The sequence below is a fragment of the Stenotrophomonas sp. 28608_Sma genome, from assembly GCF_056486185.1.
Genome location: NZ_CM151308.1, coordinates 1,482,327 through 1,504,759, shown reverse-complemented (window position 1 = coordinate 1,504,759; position 22,433 = coordinate 1,482,327). Strand labels below are relative to the sequence as shown.

The window sequence follows — 22,433 nt, the reverse complement described above, 5'->3', positions numbered from 1 at the left end:
GCAACCCGTCGGTGCCGAGGGTGCCATGGATGCCGGCCAGCGGCCGGCACTACCACGGTCATCAGTATTTCTCTTTCTTCCGCTTGGCCGGCTTGCCACGCTCGGGCAGCGGCGGCAGGCCATCGCCTTCATCCTCACCCTTGTGCTCGACCAGGCGGAAGTCGATCTTGCGCTCTTCCATGCTGGCCTTCAGCACCAGGATGCGCACGCGGTCGCCCAGCCGGTAGCTGCTGCCACGGCGCTCGCCGGTCAGCGTCTTGCGGGTCGCGTCGAACTTGTAATAGTCCTGCGGCAGCTGGGTCACATGGACCAGGCCCTGCACCTTCGACTCGTCCAGCTCCACGAACAGGCCGAAGCTGGTCACGCCACTGATCACACCGTCGAACTGCCCGCCTACGTGCTTTTCCATCCACGCGGCGCGGTAGCGCTCGTCGACCTCGCGCTCGGCCTCATCGGCACGGCGCTCACGCTCGGAGCACTGCAGCGCCAGCGCAGCCATCTCGCGTGCGTTGTAGGTGAACTTGTCCAGCGGCTTGCCGGACAACGCGTGCTTGATCGCGCGGTGCACCAGCAGGTCAGGGTAGCGACGGATCGGCGAGGTGAAGTGCGCGTACGCCTCCAGCGCCAGGCCGAAGTGACCGTGATTCTCCGGGCTGTAGATCGCCAGACTCTGGCTGCGCAGCAGCACCGATTCCAGCAACGTGGCATCGGGGCGATCCCGGATCTTCTTCAGCAGCTTGGTGTAATCACCCGGACGCACCTTGGACCACGGCGGCAGGCTCAGCTTGAACTCCTTGAGGAATTCCAGCAGGTCGGCGTACTTGGTTTCCGGCGGCTTCTCGTGGATGCGGTACGGGGCCGGCACATGGCGCGACAGCAGGTACCTGGCCGCCTCGACGTTGGCCGCGATCATGCATTCCTCGATCAGCTTGTGTGCGTCGTTGCGCACCAGCATGCCGGCCTGGGTGACTTCACCGCGGTTGTCCAGCACGAAGCGCACTTCGCTGCTTTCGAACTCGATGGCGCCGCGCTTGGCACGTGCCTTGGACAGCACCTTGTACAGCTGGTGCAGGCGCTGCACCTGCGGCAGCAGGTCGCCCATCCAGGCCTTGGTATCGGCATCGTCCTCGCCCACCGCCTTCCACACCTGGGTGTAGGTCAGGCGCGCGTGCGAGTTCATCACCGCCTCGTAGAAGCGCGAACGCGTGACCAGGCCGTCGCGGTCGATCTGCATGTCGCAGACAAAGCACATGCGGTCGACCTTCGGCATCAGCGAACAGATGCCGTTGGACAGCGTCTCCGGCAGCATCGGCACCACGAAGCCCGGGAAGTATACCGAGGTGGCGCGCTTCTGCGCCTCCTCATCCAGCGGCGTGCCGGGGCGCACGTAGTTCGAGACATCGGCAATCGCCACCACCAGGCGGAAACCCTCGGCATTCGGTTCGCAGTACACCGCGTCGTCGAAGTCCTTGGCATCCTCGCCATCGATGGTGACCAACGGCGTGCTGCGCAGATCAACGCGGTCGCCGATCATCGCCGGTTCGACCACCAGCGGTACCGAGGCGGCTTCGTCCAGCACTTCCTGCGGGAACTCGAACGGTAGCTCATGACCGTGGATGGCGGTTTCCACCACCAGCGAGGCGGTCAGCTTGTCGCCGAGCACGGCGATGATGCGGCCGATCGGCGGGCGGCGGCTGTCCGGCGCCTGGGTCAGTTCACAGACCACCAGCTGGCCATCGCGCGCACCACCGGTCTGGTCCGGCGGCACCTGCACGTTGCGCTGCACGCGCTTGTCGTCGGGCACCACGTAGTTGATGCCCATCTCGATGCTGAAGCGGCCGATCAGGCGGGTCATGCCGCGCTCGAGCACGCGGGCGATGCTGCCTTCGCGACGGCCACGATGGTCGATGCCGGTCACACGGGCCAGCACCTTGTCGCCGTGCATGACCTTGCGCATTTCATACGGCGGCAGGAACAGGTCGTCACCGCCCTCGACCGCGCGCAGGAAACCGAACCCTTCCGGGTTGGCGATCACCACGCCGGTGACCAGGTTCAGGGTCTGGATCGGGGCGAAACCGCCGCGACGGTTCTGCACCAGCTGGCCGTCGCGGACCATGGCACCGAGCCGGCGCGACAGCGCCTCGGCCCGGTCCGGCGCGGTCAGGCCCAGGCGCGCGCCCAGTTCCTCGGCGGTCTGCGGCCCTTCGCAGCGCTCCAGCAGGGCCAGGATGGCCTCGCGGCTGGCGATGGGCTGTTCGTACTTCTCGGCTTCGCGGGCGGCATAGGGATCGTCGATCACCTTGCCGGTCGGCGGCAGCTTGCGGCCCGGGGCCGGGCCCGGAGCGGCGGCATCGGCGCTGCGGACCTTGCGACCACGCGGTGGTGCGCCGCCTTCATTCAATTCGGGGAACCAGCCCGGCAACGGCTTGCCCGGCTTGGTGGTGCGGGCCGTGCCCGCCTTGGCGCCCTTCTTCGGGGCCTGGCTGCGGGAGGTGCTCCCGCCCTTGCTTGGTTTTTTGGTAGTCATCGCCCTACATGGTAGCCGCTGACGGCGTGCAGAACGGGTCAGCGGCTGTCTTGAAGGCCTTGCATGAAAAATATTCAGGAAGTCGTTGACAGCCTGCGGATTCATCTTCACAATTGCGCCTCTGGAACGCCCAGGTGGCGGAATTGGTAGACGCACTAGTTTCAGGTACTAGCGGGTAAAACCGTGGAGGTTCGAGTCCTCTCCTGGGCACCAACGAAAAAACTCCTCGCTTCGGCGGGGATTTTTTTTGCCTGTAATCCGGTCCTGAGGCTCGACTCTTTCTCCTCCAGGAAGGAACTCCGACCCGGTATCGGCAATGATCTTCACAAGGGTGTTGACACCCCCGTAACAACACCCCATAATCTCGCTCCTCGACGCCCAGGTGGCGGAATTGGTAGACGCACTAGTTTCAGGTACTAGCGGGTAAAACCGTGGAGGTTCGAGTCCTCTCCTGGGCACCACGTCGAGAATGAGAAAAACCCGCGAAAGCGGGTTTTTTCATGCCCGTGATTCGGCATCGCCGCGACCGGCGGCCGGCATCACAACAGCGGCCGCAGCACCAGCTCCAGCCCGAGCAGCAGCAGGAAACCCAGGAAACAGGCGCGGAACACCCGCGCACTGATGCGCTGCCGGATCACCTGGCCCAGCCACATGCCCAGCAGCGCCGGCAGCACCGCGAGCGCACTCAGCCCCAGCTGCTGGATGCCGAATGCGCCGTGCAGCACCAGGCCAGTGGTCAGCGATATCGTCGACACAGTGAACGCCAGTCCCAGCGCCTGCACCAGCTCCTCGCGCTGCAACCCCAGCGACTGCAGGTACGGCACCGCCGGCATCACGAACACGCCGGTGGCCCCGGTCACCACGCCCGACAGCGCACCCACCAGCGGCCCCAGCCAACGCTCGCGACGCTGCGGCACGCGGAACACCGGCGCGAGCAGCGCATACGCCGCGTAGACCACCAGCGCCACGCCCAAAGCCACGCGCGACCAGGTGCGATCGACCCGCACCAGCAGCGCTGCCGAGCCCAGCGTCACCACTACCACTGCCAGCATCATCGGCCACAGGCGCCGCACGATATGGCCCAGTGAGGGGCCGGACAACAACTGCCATGCATTGGTGACGAAGGTCGGGATGAACAGCATCGACGCCGCCGCCACCGGCGACAGCGTGCTGCCCAGCAGGCCCATCGCCACCGTCGGCAACCCCATGCCGGTCACGCCCTTGACCACACCGGCCAGCACGAACACCACCACCAGCAGCACGTAGAAGTACATCGATTCATTCATGCCTTCATTGGATCGGCCGGCCGCTCGGCGCACAATGCGGTCTTCCCGGCCTCGCCTTCGGCTGATCCGAAGGCGCAGGCGTTGCGATGAGGGCATCACATGCGGATGGATATCGCCGACCTGCGCCTGTTCCTGGCCATTGCCGAAGCGGGCAGCATCACGGCCGGTGCCGCGCAGGCAAACCTGGCACTGGCTTCCGCCAGCGAACGCCTGCGCACGATCGAAGCCGATGCCGGCACCGTACTGCTGAACCGCCATCCGCGCGGCGTCAGCCTGACCGAAGCCGGTGCCGCGCTCGCCCACCATGCACGTTTGATCCTGCAGCAGCAGGCGCAGCTGCGCGGTGAACTGCAGGCGTTCGCGCACGGTGCGCGCGGCACCCTGCATCTGTATGCCAACACCGCAGCGCTGACCAACTACCTGCCTTCGCGGCTCGCACCATGGCTGGCCGAACGCCCGCGCCTGCACGTGGAACTGCTGGAGCGCACCAGCCCTGAAGTCGTGCGTGCGATCAGTGCTGGCCAGGCCGAGGCCGGCATCATCAGCGATGCCGTCGACGCTGCCGGCCTGCAGCAGCATGTGGTCGCCGAAGATCCGCTGGTGATGCTGCTGCCCGCAGACCACCGCTTCGCATCGCGGCGCAGCGTGGCCTTCACCGATGTTGCCGGCGAGACCTTAGTCGCACTGGCCGATGGCAATGCACTGCAGACCTACATCGAGGACCAGGCGCGCGACATCGGGCGGCGCCTGGATGTACGCATCCGCATGAAGACCTTCGAAGGCGTATGCATCATGGTCGGCCACGGCATTGGTGTCGGCATCGTGCCGCGGACCATCGCCCGCCAGCATCGGCGCAGCACGCATACCGTCGCCGTACCGCTCGCCGATGCATGGGCACAGCGCCGCCTGTGCGCCTGTTTTGCCGAGTGGGCGCAGTTGTCATCGGCGATGCGCAGCCTGCTGCTTCACCTGGGCGTACAGCCGCAGAAAAAGGTGTGAAATGTTGTTGACACATCTTCTGTCGCTCCCCATAATTCATCTCCTGAGTCGCCCAGGTGGCGGAATTGGTAGACGCACTAGTTTCAGGTACTAGCGGGTAAAACCGTGGAGGTTCGAGTCCTCTCCTGGGCACCATGACTCAAGATGATCAAACCCGCGAAAGCGGGTTTTTTCGTTTCCGGGGTTTGCAGCGTCAACGCGATGTCGACGCCCATCCACGCATGGATGCACTCCGTCGACGCCTGAGTGCACAAACAAAAACCCCGCCTTGCGGCGGGGTCAAAATACAGCACGTGTTTCCAGGGAGTTTCAGTGTCCGCCACCGGCGGCCGCACCTGCGCCTGCGCCAAACGGCGGTTTGGCCAGCCACAGGAACGCGATGATCGCCAGGAAGATCCAGCCCAGCAGGAAGAAGATGTCGTTGAAGCCCATCTGCGATGCCTGGTGGTTGATCATGTTGTTCAGTACCGCTGCGCCATGTTGCAGGTCGCCCTGCCCCATCGCTGTCACCTGGTCCTGCATGCCCGGCTGATAGACCGAGATGTGCTCGGTCAGGTCGGCGTGGTGCACCTGGGTGCGCCGCGCCCACAGCCACGTCGTCAGCGACGCCGCGAAGCTCCCGCCCAGCGTACGCAGGAAGGTGGCCAGGCCTGAGCCCGCCGCGATCTCGCGCCCATCCAGGTCCGACAGCAGGATCTGCAGCACCGGCATGAAGAACAGCGCGACGCCGATGCCCATGATCAGCTGCACGCCCGCCACATGGTTGTAGTCCACCTGCAGGTTGAAGTTCGAACGCAGGAAGCTGGTCATCGACAACACAATGAACGCAATCGTAGCCAGCATGCGCATGTCGAAGCGCGATGCATACTTGCCCACGAACGGGGTCATGATCACCGGCAGGATGCCGATCGGCGCTGTCGCCAGGCCCGCCCAGATCGCGGTGTAGCCCATGTCACGCTGCAACCACTGTGGAATCAACAACGCCACGCTGAAGAACGCCGCGTAGGCCACCACCATCGCCAGCGTACCGGCGCGGAAGTTCCGATGCCGGAACAACTTCAGGTCGACGATCGGATCCTTGTCGGTCAGTTCCCAGATCAGGAACACCGTCAGCGTGACCACGGCCACGCACGCCAGCACCACGATCTTCATCGACGAGAACCAGTCCTCGTCGTTGCCCAGGTCGAGCACCAGCTGCAGCGCACCGACACCGATCACCAGGGTGACCAGGCCGACGTAGTCCATCTTCGGCTTCTCGATGTGCTCCGGGCGCCCCTTCAGCTGGTTGCCCACCACCAGCGCGGCGAAGATGCCCAGCGGCACGTTGATCAGGAAGATCCATTCCCAGCTGTAGTTGTCGGTGATCCAGCCACCGAGAATGGGGCCGCAGATCGGCGCCACCACCGTGATCATCGCCAGCAGCGCCAGTGCCTGCCCGCGCTTCTCCCGTGGATAGATCGAGACCAGCAACGACTGCGTGATCGGGTACATCGGGCCGGCCACGAAACCCTGCAGCGCACGCGACAGCACCAGCATGCCCATGCTCTGCGCCAGGCCGCACAGCAGCGAGGTGATGACGAAGGCCAGCGTGGCCCAGACGAACAGCTTGCGTTCGCCGAAGCGGCGGCTGAGCCAGCCGGTCAGCGGCAGCGCGATGGCCGTGCTGACCGCGAACGAGGTGATGACCCAGGTCGCCTGCTGCGAACTGGCGCCGAGGTTACCGGCGATGGTCGGCAGCGAGACGTTGGCGATGGTGGTGTCGAGCACCTGCATGAACGACGCCATCGCCAGGCCCACGGTGCACAGGGCGACGCTGGGCGGCAGGAACCCGGAGGCCGCACCCGGCGCCGCCGGGGCGCCCGGAGCACCGGGCGCGGCTGGAGCTTGTGCGGACATGGCGACCTCAGCCCACCTTCGCCTGCTGCGGCAGGTTGCCCTGGATGATCGTGTGGATCACCTCGTCGGCATCATGCAGCTGCTTGGCATACACGTCGGTGTCGAACACCGTGCCCTTGGCCGGGGTGCTCGGCAGCACTTCGCCCTTCTGGTCGCGCAGGCTCACTTCGGCCTTCATCGACAGGCCGATGCGCAGCGGGTGTTCGGCCAGCTGCTTGGCATCGATGGCGATACGTACCGGCACGCGCTGAACGATCTTGATCCAGTTGCCGCTGGCATTCTGCGCCGGCAGCAGCGAGAACGCCGAGCCGGTGCCCAGGCCCAGGCTCTGGACGTGGCCCTTGTACTTCACGTCACCGGCGTACAGGTCCGACTTCAGCTCCACTTCCTGGCCCAGGCGCATGTGGCGCAGCTGGGTTTCCTTGAAGTTGGCCTCGACCCACATCTGCTCGGTCGGCACCACCGCCATCAGGGCATTGCCCGGCTGCACGCGCTGGCCAACCTGCACCGAACGACGGGCGACGTAACCGGTGACCGGCGCGACGATGCCGGCGCGGGCATTGTTGAGGAAGGCCTGGCGCAGCTGCGCGGCGGCCGCCTGCACGTCCGGCTGGGTGGCGATCACGGTGTCGTCGACCAGCGCGCGGTTGCGCTCGACGGTCTCGCGCGAACCGGCCACGGCGGCTTCGGCAGCGGCCAGCTCGTCACGGGCATGGGCCAGTTCTTCATTGGAAATGGCGCCGGTGGCGGCCAGATCCTTGCGGCGGGCGAAATCGTCGCGCACGCGCTTCAGGGTCACCTGGCGGGCGTTCAAATCTGCCTGTGCGCCTTCCACGCTGCGGTACAGGCCACGGGTCTGGCGCACGGTCTTGGCCAGGTTGGCTTCGGCCTGCTGCAGCGCCACCGACGTGTCGGACGGGTCCAGCTGCACCAGCAGCTGGCCGCGCTCCACGCGCATGCCGTCATCGGCGTTGATGGCGACCACGGTACCGGCCACCAGCGGGGTGATCTGCACCTGGTTGCCCTGCACGTAGGCGTCGTCGGTCTCTTCGAACCAACGGCCGAACATGAAGTACCACAACGCCAGTGCGGCAAGCAGCAGCACGACGATCACGAACAGGCCGCGCAGCAGGTTGCCGCGGCGGTTGGGGGCGGCCGGGGCCGCAGTGTCTTGGGTCTGGCTCATGGCGGAAGTCTTCAGGAATGCGAGGAATCGGAATGGGAGGCGATCGGTGCGCGGTCGGCGTCAGAGGGCTGGAAACCACCGCCCAGCGCCTTGCTCAGGCGCACCGAGGTCTGCACCTGCTGCGACTGCAGGCCGGCCAGCTGCTGCTGCGACTGCAGCAGGGTGGACTGCGCGGTCAGCACGTCCAGGTAGCTGCCGATGCCGGCGCGGTAGCGCTGCTGGGCCAGGTCGAAGGCCGAACGTGCGGTAGCCACCGCCTGCTGCTGCGAATGCGCCTGCTGTGCCAGCGAACGCACCGCGTTGACCTGGTCGGCCACGTCGCGCAGTGCATCGAGCACGGTCTGGTTGTAGTTGGCCACCGCCAGGTCGTACTGCGCATCGGTGTTGGCCAGGTTGGCGCGCAGCTTGCCGCCTTCGAAGATCGGCAGGCTCAGCGCCGGTCCGATGTAGGCGAAGGTCGAACTGCTTTTCAGCAGATCGCCCACGTTCGGTGCGACGACGCCAGCCAGTGCGGTCAGGTTGAAGCTCGGGTAGAACTTGGTCCTGGCGACCTTGATCTGCTTGTCGGCCGCTTCCACGCGCCAGCGCGCGGCAACGATGTCCGGGCGACGACCCAACAGTTCGCTGGGCAGCACGCCCGGCAGCTGCAGCGCCATCGGATTCAACCCCTGCGGGCGCTGGATCGACAGGCCACGGTCCGGACCCTTGCCGACCAGCGCGGCCAGCGCGGTGCGGGCCGCATCGATGCGCTGCTGCGCGGCCTGCACCTGCTGCTGCGCGGCGGGCACGCGGGCCTCGGCCTGGCGCACCTGCAGATCACTGTCGATGCCGGCGCTACGGCGTTGGCGGGTCAGTTCCAGCGACTTCTGCGAGCGGCCCAGCTCTTCTTCGGCCACGTCATTGAGCTGCCATGCATACGCCAGGTCGGCATAGGCCTGGGTGATGCCGGTGGACAGGTTCAGGCGTGCAGCCTGGGCTTCGACAGTGGCGGCATGGGCGCCGTCCACGGCCGCTTCCCAGGCAGCGCGCTTGCCGCCCCACAGGTCCACGCCATAGCTGAAATCAAACGCGACCTGGCTGCTGCCAGCGTAATGGCCACCCATCTCGCTGCCGGCCATCGACTCGGGCAGGCGCAGACCGGTATAGCCACCGGACACCGACAGGCTCGGCAGGCGATCGGCACGCGCGGTACCGACCTGCGACTGCGCCTGGCGCAGGCGCGCATCGGCAGCGTCCAGGCTCGGGTGGCCAGCCAGGCCCTCGGCGACCAGCGCGTCCAGCTGCGCATCGCCCAGCGCCTTCCACCAGTCCTGCGCCGGGAAGCCGGTGGCGCTCAGGTCGGTGTCGGCCAGGGTGCGTTCGCTGTGCAGGCTGTCCACGTCGAGCACGTGGCCCTGCGGGTTGAGGCCACGACTGCTGGCGCAGGCGGCCAGGGCCAGGGCCAGCGCTGATACCAGCAGCGCGCGCCCGGACCGGCGGAGAGTGGATTGCGGGATCGGGTTCATGGGGTCGTCAGGGAATCGCGGATTCGGGTAAGGAGGGACAGCAGCTGCGTGCGCTCGTCGGCGGAAAGATCACGCAGGGCGTAATCCATCACCGCGTCGCCACGCAGCTTCAGCCGCGCCCACAGTGCGCGGCCTTCATCGGTCAGCACGATCTGCAGCGCACGCCGGTCCTGGGCATGCGGTTCGCGGCGGACGCAGCCCAGCGACTCCAGCTTGTCCAGCAGGCGGGTCACCGCACTGGGCACCTGGTCGATGGCCTGGGCCAGCTCGTTGGCCGTGCACGGAGCCATGTTGGAAAGCACCTTCAACCCGATGTAATGGGTGAAGCCGATACCCAGGTCTTCTTCAGCCATGGATGCGTCGAGTTGACGGACCAGGCCGTCGCGCACCTGGCGCAGCAGCAGGCCGAAGCTGGGGGGAGTGGTTGCAGGACAGATCATGGGGGAGCATTCTCTTCCAAAAAAAATATTTCTCAATGGAAATATTCGATCTGGCATCGAATGCTGTGTTGCAGCAGCGGGCTGGATCAACGAAGGCGCCTACCTTAATGATCTGGTCAGGTGGCCCGGTAGTACAATTCAGCCAATGGATGACACATTTCAGCCAGCGGATATGATGAACAAGGCAGAAATCCCCCCTCCCAAGCGGTTGCTGCGCGACGACGCCCTGGATTGGTTCGAGCGCAATGACGGGCCACCGGTTGTCGCCTTCCGCTTCGACAGCCCCTTGGGCCTGGTCCGTGAAGTGGACTGGCACCACCATCAGCGCGCGCAGCTGATCTGCGTCGAACGCGGCCTGTTGACCACCCGCACCTCGCACGGAACCTGGTCACTGGCGCCGGGCTCGGCCGGCTGGATGCCGCCGCTGGAGCCGCATACGGTCACCCTCGACGGCCCGCTGCGTGGCTGGGGCATGGCGCTGGCCGCACCGGCCTGCGCCACCCTGCCCGCCGATCCCTGCGTACTGGGCCTGTCCAAGCTGGCGCAGGCGCTGGCCGACCGCATCTGCGAATGGCCGCTGGGCTACGACACCACGCCCGAGCGCCAGCACATCATCGAGGTGCTGCTGGACGAGATCCGTACCGCGCCGCGCCAGCGCATGCATCTGCCGATGCCGCATGACCGGCGCCTGCTGAAGATCGCCTCGCAGCTGCTGGCCGACCCGTCCGACGAGCGCAGCCTGGCCGAATGGGCGCACTGGGCCGGGCTGTCGCCGCGCAGCCTGACCCGCCACTTCCGCGACGAGACCACGCTCAGCTTCGCCCAGTGGCGGCAGCAGGCCCGGCTGTCCGAAGCCCTGCGCCAGCTGACCGACGGCCGCAGCGTGGCCGATATCGCCCACGCGCTGGGCTTCAGCAGCGCCAGCGCCTTCGTCACCGTGTTCCGCCGCCACTTCGGGCTGCCACCGGGGCGCTACCTGGCACGGGCCGGACACGGCCTGGAAACCGGGTTGGACCCTGCGCGCGGCTTGGCATCCCCCGCCGCATCCGGATAATCACAGGATTGCGAGCGGCGACCGCCGTCGCCGCCTCCCGACAACAGGTAACAACGCCGCATGACCGAACTTGCCCGCCCCGTGTTCCACGGATTCGAACAACTGCCGCTGCGCGAGTACGCTGAACGCGCCTACCTCGACTACTCGATGTACGTGGTCCTGGACCGCGCCCTGCCGTTCATCGGCGACGGCCTGAAGCCGGTGCAGCGCCGCATCATCTATTCGATGAGCGAGCTGGGCCTGAATGCCGCGTCCAAGCCGAAGAAGTCCGCGCGCACCGTCGGTGACGTCATCGGTAAGTACCACCCGCATGGCGACAGCGCGTGCTACGAGGCGCTGGTGCTGATGGCACAGCCGTTCTCGTACCGCTACCCGCTGATCGAGGGCCAGGGCAACTTCGGCTCCAGCGACGACCCGAAGTCGTTCGCGGCGATGCGTTACACCGAATCCAAGCTGACCCCGATCGCCGAAGTGCTGCTGGGCGAACTGGGCCAGGGCACCACCGACTGGGCACCGAACTTCGACGGCACCCTGCAGGAACCGACCTGGATGCCGGCACGGCTGCCGCACCTGCTGCTGAACGGCACCACCGGCATCGCCGTGGGCATGGCCACCGACGTGCCGCCGCACAATCTCAACGAGATCGTCAGCGCACTGCTGCACCTTCTGGACACCCCCGATGCGACCGTGCGCGACCTGTGCGAGCACGTGCAGGGCCCGGACTACCCGTCCAGCGCCGAGATCATCACCGCCGCCAACGATCTGCGGAACATCTACGAGACCGGCAACGGCAGCGTGCGTGCGCGTGCGACCTTCAACAAGGAAGCCAACAACATCGTGGTGACGGCGCTGCCGTTCCAGGTGTCGCCGTCGAAGGTGATCGAGCAGATCGCCGCGCAGATGCGCGCCAAGAAGCTGCCGTGGCTGGAAGACATCCGCGACGAATCCGACCACGCCAACCCGGTGCGCGTGGTGCTGGTGCCACGTTCCAACCGCGTCGACGCCGACCAGCTGATGGGCCACCTGTTCGCGACAACGGACCTGGAGCGCAGCTACCGCGTCAACCTCAACGTGATCGGGCTGGACGGCCGTCCGCAGGTGAAGAACCTGAAGATGCTGCTCAGCGAATGGCTGACCTTCCGCAGCAACACCGTCACCCGCCGCCTGCAGCACCGCCTGCAGAAGGTCGAGCGCCGCCTGCACCTGCTGGAAGGCCTGCTGGTCGCCTTCCTCAACCTGGACGAGGTGATCCACATCATCCGTACCGAGGACGAACCGAAGGCGGCGCTGATCGCGCGCTTCGGCCTGTCCGAGGAACAGGCCGAGTACATCCTGGAAACCAAGCTGAAGCAGCTGGCCCGCCTGGAAGAGATGAAGATCCGCGGCGAGCAGGACGAGCTGGCCAAGGAACGCGAGAAGATCCTCGGCATCCTCGACAGCAAGGCCAAGCTGAAGAAGCTGATCCGCGACGAACTGACGGCCGACGCCAAGAAGTTCGGCGACGCGCGCCGTTCGCCGCTGGTGCAGCGCCAGGCCGCGCAGGCCATCGACGAGGCCGAGCTGGTGCCGAGCGAGCCGATGACCGTGGTGCTGTCGGAAAAGGGCTGGATCCGTGCCGCCAAGGGCCACGACGTCGATGCGTCCGCCCTCTCCTACCGCGACGGTGATGCGCTGCAGGGCGCGGTGCGTGCGCGCAGCACCCAGCAGGTCGCGTTCCTCGACAGCGAGGGCCGCGCCTACTCGACGCCGGTGCACACCCTGCCCTCCGCGCGTGGCAACGGTGAGCCGCTGACCGGCCGCTTCTCGCCGGCAGCGGGCACCAGCTTCGTGACCCTGGCCAGTGCCGAGCCGGATGCCCGCTTCGTGCTGGCCTCCAGCCATGGCTACGGCTTCGTCACCCGCTTCGAGAACCTGATCGGTCGCAACAAGGCCGGCAAGGCGATGCTGAACCTGTCGTCCGGCTCGTCGGTGCTCACCCCGTCGATGGTCGCCAACGTGGCCACCGACCGCATCGTGGCGGTGACCAGTTCCGGCAACCTGCTGGCAATCGCCGCCAACGACCTGCCGGAACTGGACAAGGGCAAGGGCAACAAGATCATCGAGATCCCGAAGGCCAAGCTCGCCACTGAACGCGTGGTCGCCATCGTGGCGATCAGCCCGGGGCAGATCCTGCAGGTGCGCAGCGGTCAGCGCACGATGGGGCTGAAGTTCAACGAGCTCGACGCCTACCTCGGCGCCCGCGCCACCCGCGGCCACCTGCTGCCGCGCGGCTGGCAGAAGGTGGAAGGGCTGTCGGTGGAATAAAGGCTGGGGCATTGCTCCTGGTGGGTGTCAACCTTGGTTGACACGCCTTGCCGGAGACCAGACACGAAAAAGCCGGGGCATTCCCCGGCTTTTTCGTTGTCGGCTGGCGGGCGGTGGAGCGGCTGGCTGGCGAAAGCTGGCTGGCGATGCTCCGGTGCTGGCGGGCGACAGAACGCTGTGCTTCTTCTGGTAGAGCCGACCGCTGGTCGGCTGCTTTTTGCCTCTGGTAGAGCCGACTGTTAGTCGGCTGCCGTTTGGAGAGCGGCCGACTAACAGTCGGCCCTACCGGATCGCGGTGCCGGCTCAGTGCGCCGGAGCGCCGTTGCCGTCGATCTTGCTCAGCTGGTACAGCTCCAGGCCGATGCGCTTGATCAGGCCCAGCTGCTGCTCCAGCCACCAGGCGTGGTCTTCCTCGGTGTCCTTCAGTTGCGCCAGCAGCATGTCGCGGCTCACGTAGTCACCCTTCTCTTCGCACAGCTTCATGCCGGCGGCGAGATTGTTCCGAACCGCGTATTCAGTGTCGAGATCCTTCTGCAGCATCTCTTCCACGGTCTTGCCCGGCTCGGTGGCATGCGGGCGCATGTCCGGGTCGCCGCCGAGGAACAGGATGCGGCGCAGCAGCGCGTCGGCGTGCTGGGTTTCCTCTTCCATCTCGTGGTTCAGGCGTTCGTACAGCGCGAACAGGCCCTGGTCCTCGTAGCGGCGGGAATGGATGAAGTACTGGTCGCGGGCAGCAAGCTCGCCGCGCAGCAGTTCCTTCAGGCAGGCGATGACGTCCGGGTTGCCTTTCATGGGGGGCTCCTGTGAATCGATGTGGCATAGGGTGCCGCATTTCAAAATACGGTGATCTAATCGGAATCAGTCGCAGTTGCGCCTGCGGCTACAATCGGCCCACGAGTTCGGAAAGGACGTGCGATGCGACGTACATGGCGTTGGGTGCTGGGTGTGTTGGTCGCCATCGTGCTGGTCACCGCACTGGCCCTGTGGCTGCTGCTGCGCGGCAGCCTGGCCGACCTGGACGGCGAGCATGCGCTGCCGGGCCTGGCCAAGCCGGTCACCATCGAGCGCGATGCGCTGGGGGTGGTCACCATCACTGCCGGCAGTCAGGCCGACGCGATGCGCGCACTCGGCCATGTGCATGCGCAGGAACGCTATTTCGAGATGGACCTGATGCGCCGCAGTGCCGCCGGCGAGCTGTCGGCATTGTTCGGGCCGAAGGCCATTGAAGCTGACAAGCGCATGCGCGTGCACCGCCTGCGCGCCCGCACCGAGGCGCATCTGGATACCGCGCTGGGCGACAACGGCGCGGTCGTGCACGCCTATGTGGATGGCGTCAACGAAGGCCTTACCGATCTCTCCGTGCGGCCATGGGCCTACCTGCTGCTGCGGCAGTCACCGCAACCGTGGCAGGCCAGCGACAGCGTGCTGGCCGGGCTGGCCATGTACGCCGACCTGCAGGACCCGAACAACCAGACCGAGCTTGCCCTCAGCCGCATCCGTGCGGTGGTGCCGCCGGCGCTGTACGCGCTGATTGCCCACGACGGCACCGAATGGGATGCACCGCTGTTTGGCGAAGCCACCGGCAATGCGATTCTGCCCGATGCCAGCCAGCTCGATCTGCGCACATTGAAGGGAAAGCCGGGCACCGAGCAGGAGGAGGCGGACGTCATCGGCAGCAACAACTTCGCGGTGGCCGGCGCACTCACCGCGGACGGCCGCGCGATCGTTGCCGACGACATGCACCTGGGCCTGCGTGCGCCGGGGCTGTGGTTCCGGGTGCGCCTGCGCTATCCGGACCCGCAGGCCGCCGGCGGCCTAGTCGACGTCACTGGCTTCTCGCTCCCTGGCCTGCCGGCGGTGATCGTCGGCAGCAACGGCCACGTCGCCTGGGGCTTCACCAACAGCTACATCGACACGGCGGACTACCGCACGGAACCGGCCAACGCCACGGTGACCGTGCACGAAGAACGCATTGCGGTGGCCGGCCAGGCCGACGTGCTGTTCCCGGTACGCGAAACCGCCTGGGGGCCGATCCTGCACACCCATGCCGATGGCAGTGGCGATGCCCTGCGCTGGGTCGCACACCTGCCCGGCGCCGTACGCCTGGATTTCGCTGATCTGGCCCGCGCCGGTGACCTGGACGGTGCACTGCACTTCGCCGACCGTGCCGGCATTCCCGCGCAGAACCTGGTGGTCGGCGACCGCAGCGGACGCATCGCCTGGCGCCTGATCGGCGCCCGCCCCGACCGAGGCCCCGGCTGTGCGCCGGCCAGCTTCACGGCCGCCAGCAACCAGGACTGCGCACCGTGGCCGATCCGCAGCGATGCCTCGCCTGCATTGATCGATCCCCCCAACCATCGCCTGTGGACCGCCAACGGACGCGTCCTCGACGGCGAGGCGCTGGCCAGCGTCGGCAACGGTGGCTATGACCTCGGCGCGCGTGCGCAGCAGATCCGCGACCTGCTCGCCATCCAGGACCGCTTCGACGAACACGACCTGCTGGCGATCCAGCTCGACGACCGCGCCGTGTTCCTGCAGCGCTGGTGGGCGTTGCTGCATGACGTCATCGAACGCAGTGACGACCCTGCTCTGAAGCGCTTGAAGGCGGTCAGCCATCAATGGGGCGGCCGGGCCTCGGCCGGCTCGGTCAGCTACCGGGTGGTGCGCGCGTTCCGCACGCAGGTGATGGATACCCTGTCCGAAGCACTGCTGGCACCGGCCAACGCGCAGCTGGGCGATGACTATCTGGACCCGCGCCTGGCACAACTGGAAGGCGTGGCCTGGCCGATGCTGCAGCAACGCCCCGCCAACCTGTTGCCACCGGCCTACGACAGCTGGGACGCGCTGCTGCTTGATGCCGCACGCCGCACCGAAAGCGAGCTGGCCAAGCAGGGCCCACTGGCCCAGCGCACCTGGGGAGAGCGCAACACCGCGGCGCTCTGCCATCCCATCGCGCGTGCATTGCCGGATATCGCCAAGCGCTGGCTGTGCATGCCCGCCGATCCCCTGCCCGGTGACCGTGACATGCCGCGTGTGCAGACGCCGAACTTCGGCGCCTCCGAACGCATGGTGGTCTCGCCCGGCCACGAGGCCGACGGCATCGTGCACATGCCCGGCGGCCAGAGCGGCCATCCGCTGTCGCCGTACTGGGGCGCCGGCCACGAGGACTGGGTGCATGGGCGGCCGACACCGTTCCTGCCCGGCAAGGCGCAGCACACGATGACGCTGGTACCGGCGCGGTAGCGGTAGTGCCGGCCCTCAGCCCCGGCGCCGCTCGATCAGGTTCAGCAGCGGCCCGGTCATCGCCGTGGTCACCAACGCCATGATCACCAGCACCGCGAACAGCCGATCGCCGAGCAGGCCCAGCTCGTAGCCCAGGTTGAGCACGATCAGCTCCATCAGGCCACGGGTGTTCATCAGCGCCCCCAACCGCCACGCTTCGCGCGTGGGCATGCCCGCACTGCGCGCGGCACTGAAGGTGCCCAGCAGCTTGCCGGCCGTGGCCACCGCGATCACCACCACGCACAACACGATATCGCTGGCCTGCAGCGCATCGGCGCGCATGCGCAGGCCGGTCATGGCGAAGAACAACGGCAGCAGCAGGGTCACCGCGAACGGTTCGACGCGGGCCATCAACAGGTCGCGCAGCTGCGCGTTGGACGATACCGCGACGCCCGCAGCGAATGCACCGAACAACGCGTGGATGCCCAGCATCTCGGTGACCAGCGCACTCGCCAGTGACAGCAGCAGGATACCCAGCAACCAACGTCCCTCACGGCCCGGCGCGATCTGCTGGCGGGCAAACCACGGCTTCACCAGCCCCAGCATCAGCGCTACGAACGCGACCACGCACAGCAGGTTGAGGCTGGCCGGCAACCAGCCGCTGGCCTGGGCGGCGGCGACGATCAAGGCCAGCAGGCACCAGGCGGTGGCATCGCCCAATGCCGCGCAGGCGATCGCGGTCTGGCCCAATGGCGTCTGTGTGATCCCACGATCGGCAAGGATGCGCAGCAACACGGGGAACGCGGTGATGCTCATGGAGATGCCGACGAACAATGCGAATGCAGTAAAGCCCACACCCTGCAGACCGTGCTGCGGATACAGCCAGATCGCCAGCGCCACGCCGAGCACGAACGGCACTGCAATACCGGCATGGCTGACCGTGAAGGCGAAGCGCCGGCGGCCACGCAGCGCCGCCAGGTCCAGCTCGGCACCGGCTACCAGCAGGAACATCAGCACGCCCAGCTGGCTGAGCATGCCCAGCGGACCCAGCGAGCTGGCCGGGAACAACGCACCATGCAGCTGCGGCAGCAGGCTGCCGAGCACCAGCGGCCCCATCATCAGGCCAGCGGCCATCTCGCCGATCACCGCCGGTTGTCCAAAGCGCTTGAGCAGCGCGCCCGCGCCCTTGGCCACCAGCAGCAGCACCAGCAGCTGCAGCAGGAACAGGCCCAGTGGGGACGCCAGATGCTGAGCCCAGCCGCCTTCATCGGCGGCGGTGGCGCGGGCAACCGCCTCGGGCGCCGCCGGCCCGGCATACCGCGCCAGCAGTACGCCAGCCAGCAACGGCACCCCGGCCCAGGCCAGATAACGCCATCCCCATTTCCTGGGCGGCACGTCGCCGCCTGCCTGTACGTCCATGAACATTCCCCAATGCGCAGGGGGCGATCATACAAAAAGGGGACGGAGGGGATTAAGTCGTTAGTGGCACAAACGACTTAATCCCCTCCGTCCCCTTTTTGAGGGCTTAGGCCAGTGCTTGTTCGTGCACCCCGGCGATCGCGCGGCCCGACGGATCTGCCGCCGCGGCGAAGCTGGCGTCCCAGGCAATGGCGGCCGGCGACGAACAGGCGATCGACTTGCCGCCCGGGACGGTTTCGGCGGCCGCACGGCTCGGGAAGAACTGCTCGAACAGGTGGCGGTAGTAGTACGCCTCCTTGGTCTGTGGCGGGTTGTGCGGGAAGCGCTTGTCGGCCGCCGCCAGTACACGGTCGCTCACCTGTGCTTCGGCATGCGCCTTCAGCCCGTCGATCCAGCCGTAGCCAACGCCATCGCTGAACTGTTCCTTCTGCCGCCACAGGATGCTGTCCGGCAGGTAGCCGTCGAATGCTTCGCGCAGCACCGCCTTCTCGATGCGGCGCCCACCGAAGCCGGCACCGACCATCTTGTGCGCGGCATCGAAGCGCATCGCCACATCAAGGAACTCACGATCGAGGAACGGCACGCGCGGCTCCACGCCCCAGGCCATCATCGACTTGTTGGCGCGCAGGCAGTCGTAGTTGTGCAGCGCGTCCAGCTTGCGCACCAGCTCGCCGTGGAATTCACGTGCATCCGGCGCCTTGTGGAAGTACAGGTAGCCACCAAAGATCTCATCGCTGCCCTCGCCGGACAGCACCATTTTCACGCCCATCGCCTTGATCCGCCGTGCCAGCAGGAACATCGGCGTCGAGGCGCGGATGGTGGTGACGTCGTAGGTCTCGATGTGACGGATCACTTCCGGCAGCGCGTCGAGGCCTTCCTCGAAGGTGTATTCGAAGCCGTGATGCACGGTGCCGAGTGCCTCGGCAGCGATCGCCGCGGCCGCCAGATCGGGCGAGCCCTTCAAGCCGATCGCGAACGAATGCAGGCGCGGCCACCAGGCTTCGGTCTGCCCGCCATCCTCGATGCGGCGACGCGCATAGCGCGCGGCAACGGCCGCCACCAGCGACGAGTCCAGGCCACCGGACAGCAGCACCCCATACGGCACGTCGCTCATCAGCTGGCGCTCCACTGCATGCTCGAAGGCCTGGCGCAGTTCGGCCAGGTCGGCCTGGCGGCCCTGCACGTCGGCGTAGTCGCGCCACGGCTGCTGGTAATAGCGCACCAGCTCACCGCTGGCACTGTCGAAGTAGTGACCCGGCGGGAACTGTGCGACGTCGGCACAGGTATCGACCAGCGCCTTCATTTCCGAGGCCACCCGCAGGCGCCCCTGGGCATCGTGGCCCCAGTACAGCGGCACCACGCCCACCGGGTCACGCGCCACCAGCACGCGCCCGCTGTCGCGGTCCCACAGCGCGAAGGCGAAGATGCCGTTGAGCTGTTCCAGCCACTGCGCCGGCGAACTGCCCTGGCGATACAGCGCGTTGATCACCTCGCAGTCCGAGCCGGTCTGGAAGTCGTAGGCGGTGGTCAGCGCCGCCTTCAATGCCTGGTGGTTGTAGATCTCGCCGTTCACCGCGAGTGCCAGCTGGCCATCGGCCGACAGCAGCGGCTGCGAACCACCGGCCGGGTCGACGATGGCCAGCCGCTCATGGACCAGCAGCGCACCTTCGTCGAGGTACACGCCGCTCCAGTCGGGGCCACGGTGGCGCTGGCGCTGCGACAGTTCCAGCGCATGGCGGCGCAGGGAAGGAAGATCGTCACCGGCCTGCAGGCCGAAGATTCCGAAGATCGAACACATGGCAGAGCTCCTGTTGTGGGGATTTCACGGGGAAGGTGTTCGACCGGCAACCAGGCCCGGGTGGGGCTGCGCCCGGGCACAAAAAAACCCGCATCGGCTGATGCGGGTTTTCTGGTGTCCGGGCGTGTGTTGCTGTCTATCTACCCAGGGCGCAGTCCCGCATCGGCCGCGCACGATTATTCGCGCGCAGATTATTGCGGTTGTTGTTATTGACGGCGGTGGCCAGGCGGATCGACATGGCATCGACCCTACCCCGGTTTCCGGCACGGCGCAACCGTTGCGTTGGTAACCACTCCCCGGCGCGCATAATGGCCCGCCGTAAAACGTGTAATGGAAATGCAACACCGCACTGGACGCAACGCGGCGCTGGCCGCCCTGCTCTGCCTGAGCCTGGCCGCCTGCCAGACCCTGCCTCCGCCCTCCACGTTGCCGCTGGCGCAGCAGCAGGCACTGGAGCAACGAGGCACCGACGGCAGCTTCGAGGGTGCCTTTGATACCGCGCAGACCTTCGAGCGCTTCAACGATCCGCGCGCCATCGCCTACTACGAGCGTGCCGCAGCGGTCACGCCCTGGACCTTCCACAACACCAAAGCGGAAGAAGCACTGGGCCGGATCTGGATCTCCGGCAGGCTGCAGCATGCCGACAGCCCCCGCATCAACCCTGCACCTGTCCTGCGCGCGTCCTGGCGACGTGGCGAACGCGCGTATCTGGCGGCTGCCAACCACGGCAATCCCTATGCGTTCTACGGGCTCGCCAAGGCCTACCGCCAGCGAGGCGACGCGCAGCAGGCGCTGCGCTGGGACCTGCGCGGAATGATCTACAAGCGCTACCCGAGTTCATCGTCGCGACTGCCGGATGCGGTGGCCGCACAGGGTGACACCGTGCATCCGCTGATAGCGCAGATCCAGCGTCGTGCCGAGCACGGCGACGCCGAAGCGCAGGTCGACCTGGGCGCGCTGCTGGAAAAGGGCGTGGGACTGCCGCGCGATCCGGTGCGTGCGCTGCAGCTGTACCAGCGCGCCGGTGAGAAGGGCAATGTGTTCGGCCAGTACTTCGCCGGTCTGCTGCTGGGCCGCAGTGCGCCGGGTGTGGAGAAAGACACCGACGCGGCGGCGCGCTGGTTCGCCAGAGCCGAGGCGCAACACTTCTACATGGCCGCGCCAAGTTACTGGAAGAAAGCGGTCGAGCCGCCGTTCTTCATTTTTTCAGAGTAGAGAAGCGGCCCCGGCGGGAGGCGTGCCGACCAACGGTCGGCACCCACCCTCGCGGGATTCATTCCGTCATGGGGTTCCCACCAGCAGCCGTTCCACCAGGCGCTGGTACAGCCCCGGCAACGCTTCCAGATCGTCCACGCGTACGTTCTCATCCACCTGGTGGATGCTGGCGTTGACCGGCCCCACTTCGATGCACTGTGCACCCAGTGGTGCGATGAAGCGTGCATCTGACGTGCCGCCGCCGGTGCTTTCTTCCGGCGCACGGCCGATGTGCTCGGCCAGCACCGCACGCGCGGTGGCGCGCAGCGTGCCTTCCGGGGTGTAGAACGGCTCGCCGCTGCGGTGCCACTTCAGCGTGTACTGCAGGCCATGCCGGTCCAGCACTGCAGTGATCTCCGCTTCCAGCTTCGGTGCATCCCAGTGCGGGTTGTAGCGGATGTTGAAATCCACCTCCAGCTCGCCGGGAATCACGTTGTTGGCGCCGGTACCGGCGTGGATGTTGGAGATCTGCAGGCTGGTCGGCGGGAAGCTCTCATAACCTTCATCCCAGCGCCTTGCGCTCAGGTCGGACAGTGCCGGTGCCGCCTGATGGATCGGATTGCGCGCCTTTTCCGGGTACGCCACATGCCCCTGCACGCCCTGCACGCGCAGCTTGGCCGACAGGCTGCCACGACGGCCTACGCGCAGCAGGTCACCCAGCGTCGAGGTCGACGATGGCTCTCCGGTAATGCACCAGTCGATGCGTTGGCCGCGCTCGGCGAACAGCCGTGCAACGTGACGCACACCATCGATGGCATCGCCTTCCTCGTCGCTGGTCAGCAGTACCGCCAGCGTGCCAGGGTGATCGGGATGTGCGGCGACGAACTGCTCGGCGGCGACCACGAACGCCGCCACGCTGCCCTTCATGTCGGCGGCGCCACGGCCGTACAGCACGCCGTCACGGATCTGCGGCGTGAACGGGTCGCTGGCCCAGGCCTCGCGCGGGCCCGTCGGCACCACGTCGGTATGGCCCAGCAGCACCAGCACCGGCGCGCCCTGGCCATGGGTCGCCCACAGGTTGTCGACCTCACCCAGGCGCAGGTGGTCGCACTGGAATCCGGCCTGCTTCAGGCGCGCCGCCAGCAATGCCTGGCAGCCGGCATCATCCGGCGTCACCGAGGGTCGTGCGATCAGCTCACAGGTCAGGTCGAGGACCGCACTCATGCGTCGCCCACGCCGAAGCGTGCCTTGAAACCGTTGTCGCTGAAGCCCTGGCTGACCGTGCCATCGGCCGTGACCACCAGCGGGCGCTTGATCAGCTGCGGGTATTCACGCAGCAGCAGCTTCCATTCGGCCTCGGAGTCGGCGGCCTTGCGGTTGTCCGGCAACTGCCGCCAGGTGGTGGACGACTTGTTCACCATCGCGGCCAGGCCCCCCAGCTGCCCAGCCCACGCCAGTAGTGTTTCCGGGCTCGGCTTGTTCTCGCGGTAATCGACGAAGGTGTAAGGCACGCCGAAGCGGTCCAGCCACTTGGTCGCCTTCTTGCAGGTATCGCAGTTCTTCAAACCGTAGACAGTGGTGCTCATGGCCATCTGTGATGCTG

Annotated in this window: 16 protein-coding genes and 3 tRNA genes; 8 read left to right on the top strand and 11 right to left on the bottom strand. The window is 66.8% G+C overall.

The features are described from left to right. Positions 1 to 61 precede the first annotated feature (61 nt). Positions 62 to 2,527: a ribonuclease R gene (gene rnr / locus ACZLHH_RS06845; protein ID WP_180845039.1), complete on the bottom strand. Its 2,466-nt coding sequence runs from the start codon at positions 2,525 to 2,527 to the stop codon at positions 62 to 64. Positions 2,528 to 2,655: 128 nt separating this feature from the next. Here rnr and ACZLHH_RS06840 point away from each other — a divergent pair. Further along, positions 2,656 to 2,740 (top strand) — tRNA-Leu (locus tag ACZLHH_RS06840). A 163-nt stretch (positions 2,741 to 2,903) separates the two neighbouring features. Further along, positions 2,904 to 2,988 (top strand) — tRNA-Leu (locus ACZLHH_RS06835). Between the two features lie 78 nt (positions 2,989 to 3,066). Here the strand turns inward: ACZLHH_RS06835 and ACZLHH_RS06830 are convergent. Then, entirely contained in the window at positions 3,067 to 3,813 is a 747-nt protein-coding gene (locus ACZLHH_RS06830) for a sulfite exporter TauE/SafE family protein (RefSeq protein WP_180845442.1), read from the bottom strand. Between the two features lie 99 nt (positions 3,814 to 3,912). Here ACZLHH_RS06830 and ACZLHH_RS06825 point away from each other — a divergent pair, with 99 nt between their 5' ends. Together ACZLHH_RS06825 and ACZLHH_RS06820 are read left to right on the top strand one after the other, a co-directional pair. Next, entirely contained in the window at positions 3,913 to 4,812 is a 900-nt protein-coding gene (locus ACZLHH_RS06825; protein ID WP_180845441.1) for a LysR family transcriptional regulator, read from the top strand. 50 nt (positions 4,813 to 4,862) lie between these two features. Continuing rightward, positions 4,863 to 4,947: transfer RNA gene (locus ACZLHH_RS06820), tRNA-Leu, on the top strand. Positions 4,948 to 5,121: 174 nt separating this feature from the next. Here ACZLHH_RS06820 and emrB read toward each other — a convergent pair. The 4 genes from emrB to emrR are packed head-to-tail and all read right to left on the bottom strand — an operon-like array spanning position 5,122 to position 9,839. Next, positions 5,122 to 6,708: a multidrug efflux MFS transporter permease subunit EmrB gene (emrB, locus tag ACZLHH_RS06815; protein WP_032127920.1), complete on the bottom strand. Its 1,587-nt coding sequence runs from the start codon at positions 6,706 to 6,708 to the stop codon at positions 5,122 to 5,124. A gap of 7 nt (positions 6,709 to 6,715) precedes the next feature. Beyond that, complete coding sequence (gene emrA / locus ACZLHH_RS06810) at positions 6,716 to 7,894, bottom strand: multidrug efflux MFS transporter periplasmic adaptor subunit EmrA (RefSeq protein ID WP_180844870.1); 1,179 nt, start codon at positions 7,892 to 7,894, stop codon at positions 6,716 to 6,718. 11 nt (positions 7,895 to 7,905) lie between these two features. Beyond that, positions 7,906 to 9,399, bottom strand: coding sequence for a multidrug efflux transporter outer membrane subunit EmrC (gene emrC, locus ACZLHH_RS06805; RefSeq protein ID WP_180844869.1), 1,494 nt, complete (start codon positions 9,397 to 9,399; stop codon positions 7,906 to 7,908). Beyond that, positions 9,396 to 9,839, bottom strand: coding sequence for a multidrug efflux system transcriptional regulator EmrR (emrR, locus tag ACZLHH_RS06800; protein WP_032127923.1), 444 nt, complete (start codon positions 9,837 to 9,839; stop codon positions 9,396 to 9,398). Before emrR ends, emrC begins: the two co-directional genes overlap by 4 nt. Positions 9,840 to 10,011: 172 nt before the next feature. Here emrR and ACZLHH_RS06795 point away from each other — a divergent pair, with 172 nt between their 5' ends. Together ACZLHH_RS06795 and parC are read left to right on the top strand one after the other, a co-directional pair. Continuing rightward, entirely contained in the window at positions 10,012 to 10,893 is an 882-nt protein-coding gene (locus ACZLHH_RS06795) for a helix-turn-helix domain-containing protein (RefSeq protein ID WP_049399506.1), read from the top strand. 60 nt (positions 10,894 to 10,953) lie between these two features. Continuing rightward, a complete protein-coding gene (parC, locus tag ACZLHH_RS06790) occupies positions 10,954 to 13,197 on the top strand; it encodes a DNA topoisomerase IV subunit A (RefSeq protein ID WP_180844868.1) in 2,244 nt (747 codons plus the stop codon). Between the two features lie 303 nt (positions 13,198 to 13,500). Here the strand turns inward: parC and bfr are convergent, their stop codons facing one another. Then, positions 13,501 to 13,989: a bacterioferritin gene (gene bfr / locus ACZLHH_RS06785; protein ID WP_004151115.1), complete on the bottom strand. Its 489-nt coding sequence runs from the start codon at positions 13,987 to 13,989 to the stop codon at positions 13,501 to 13,503. A gap of 123 nt (positions 13,990 to 14,112) precedes the next feature. On the opposite strand from bfr, the gene ACZLHH_RS06780 reads away from it, so the two are divergent. Next, positions 14,113 to 16,440: a penicillin acylase family protein gene (locus ACZLHH_RS06780; RefSeq protein WP_180844867.1), complete on the top strand. Its 2,328-nt coding sequence runs from the start codon at positions 14,113 to 14,115 to the stop codon at positions 16,438 to 16,440. Between the two features lie 15 nt (positions 16,441 to 16,455). On the opposite strand, the gene ACZLHH_RS06775 is transcribed toward ACZLHH_RS06780, so the two are convergent. Next, positions 16,456 to 17,844: a cation:proton antiporter domain-containing protein gene (locus ACZLHH_RS06775; RefSeq protein WP_180844866.1), complete on the bottom strand. Its 1,389-nt coding sequence runs from the start codon at positions 17,842 to 17,844 to the stop codon at positions 16,456 to 16,458. 100 nt (positions 17,845 to 17,944) lie between these two features. Further along, positions 17,945 to 19,636 carry an asparagine synthase B gene (asnB, locus tag ACZLHH_RS06770; RefSeq protein WP_180844865.1) on the bottom strand — a complete coding sequence of 564 codons (1,692 nt, stop codon included), beginning with the start codon at positions 19,634 to 19,636 and terminating at the stop codon, positions 17,945 to 17,947. Positions 19,637 to 19,972: 336 nt separating this feature from the next. Here asnB and ACZLHH_RS06765 point away from each other — a divergent pair, with 336 nt between their 5' ends. Then, positions 19,973 to 20,851: a tetratricopeptide repeat protein gene (locus ACZLHH_RS06765; protein ID WP_180844864.1), complete on the top strand. Its 879-nt coding sequence runs from the start codon at positions 19,973 to 19,975 to the stop codon at positions 20,849 to 20,851. 66 nt (positions 20,852 to 20,917) lie between these two features. Here the strand turns inward: ACZLHH_RS06765 and dapE are convergent, their stop codons facing one another. Continuing rightward, on the bottom strand, positions 20,918 to 22,054 hold the full coding sequence (gene dapE / locus ACZLHH_RS06760) for a succinyl-diaminopimelate desuccinylase (RefSeq protein ID WP_180844863.1): 1,137 nt from the start codon (positions 22,052 to 22,054) through the stop codon (positions 20,918 to 20,920). Then, positions 22,051 to 22,422, bottom strand: a complete 372-nt coding sequence (locus tag ACZLHH_RS06755; RefSeq protein ID WP_180838119.1) for an arsenate reductase — start codon at positions 22,420 to 22,422, stop codon at positions 22,051 to 22,053. The genes dapE and ACZLHH_RS06755 overlap by 4 nt, the downstream gene beginning before the upstream one ends. Between the last annotated feature and the right edge of the window lie 11 nt (positions 22,423 to 22,433).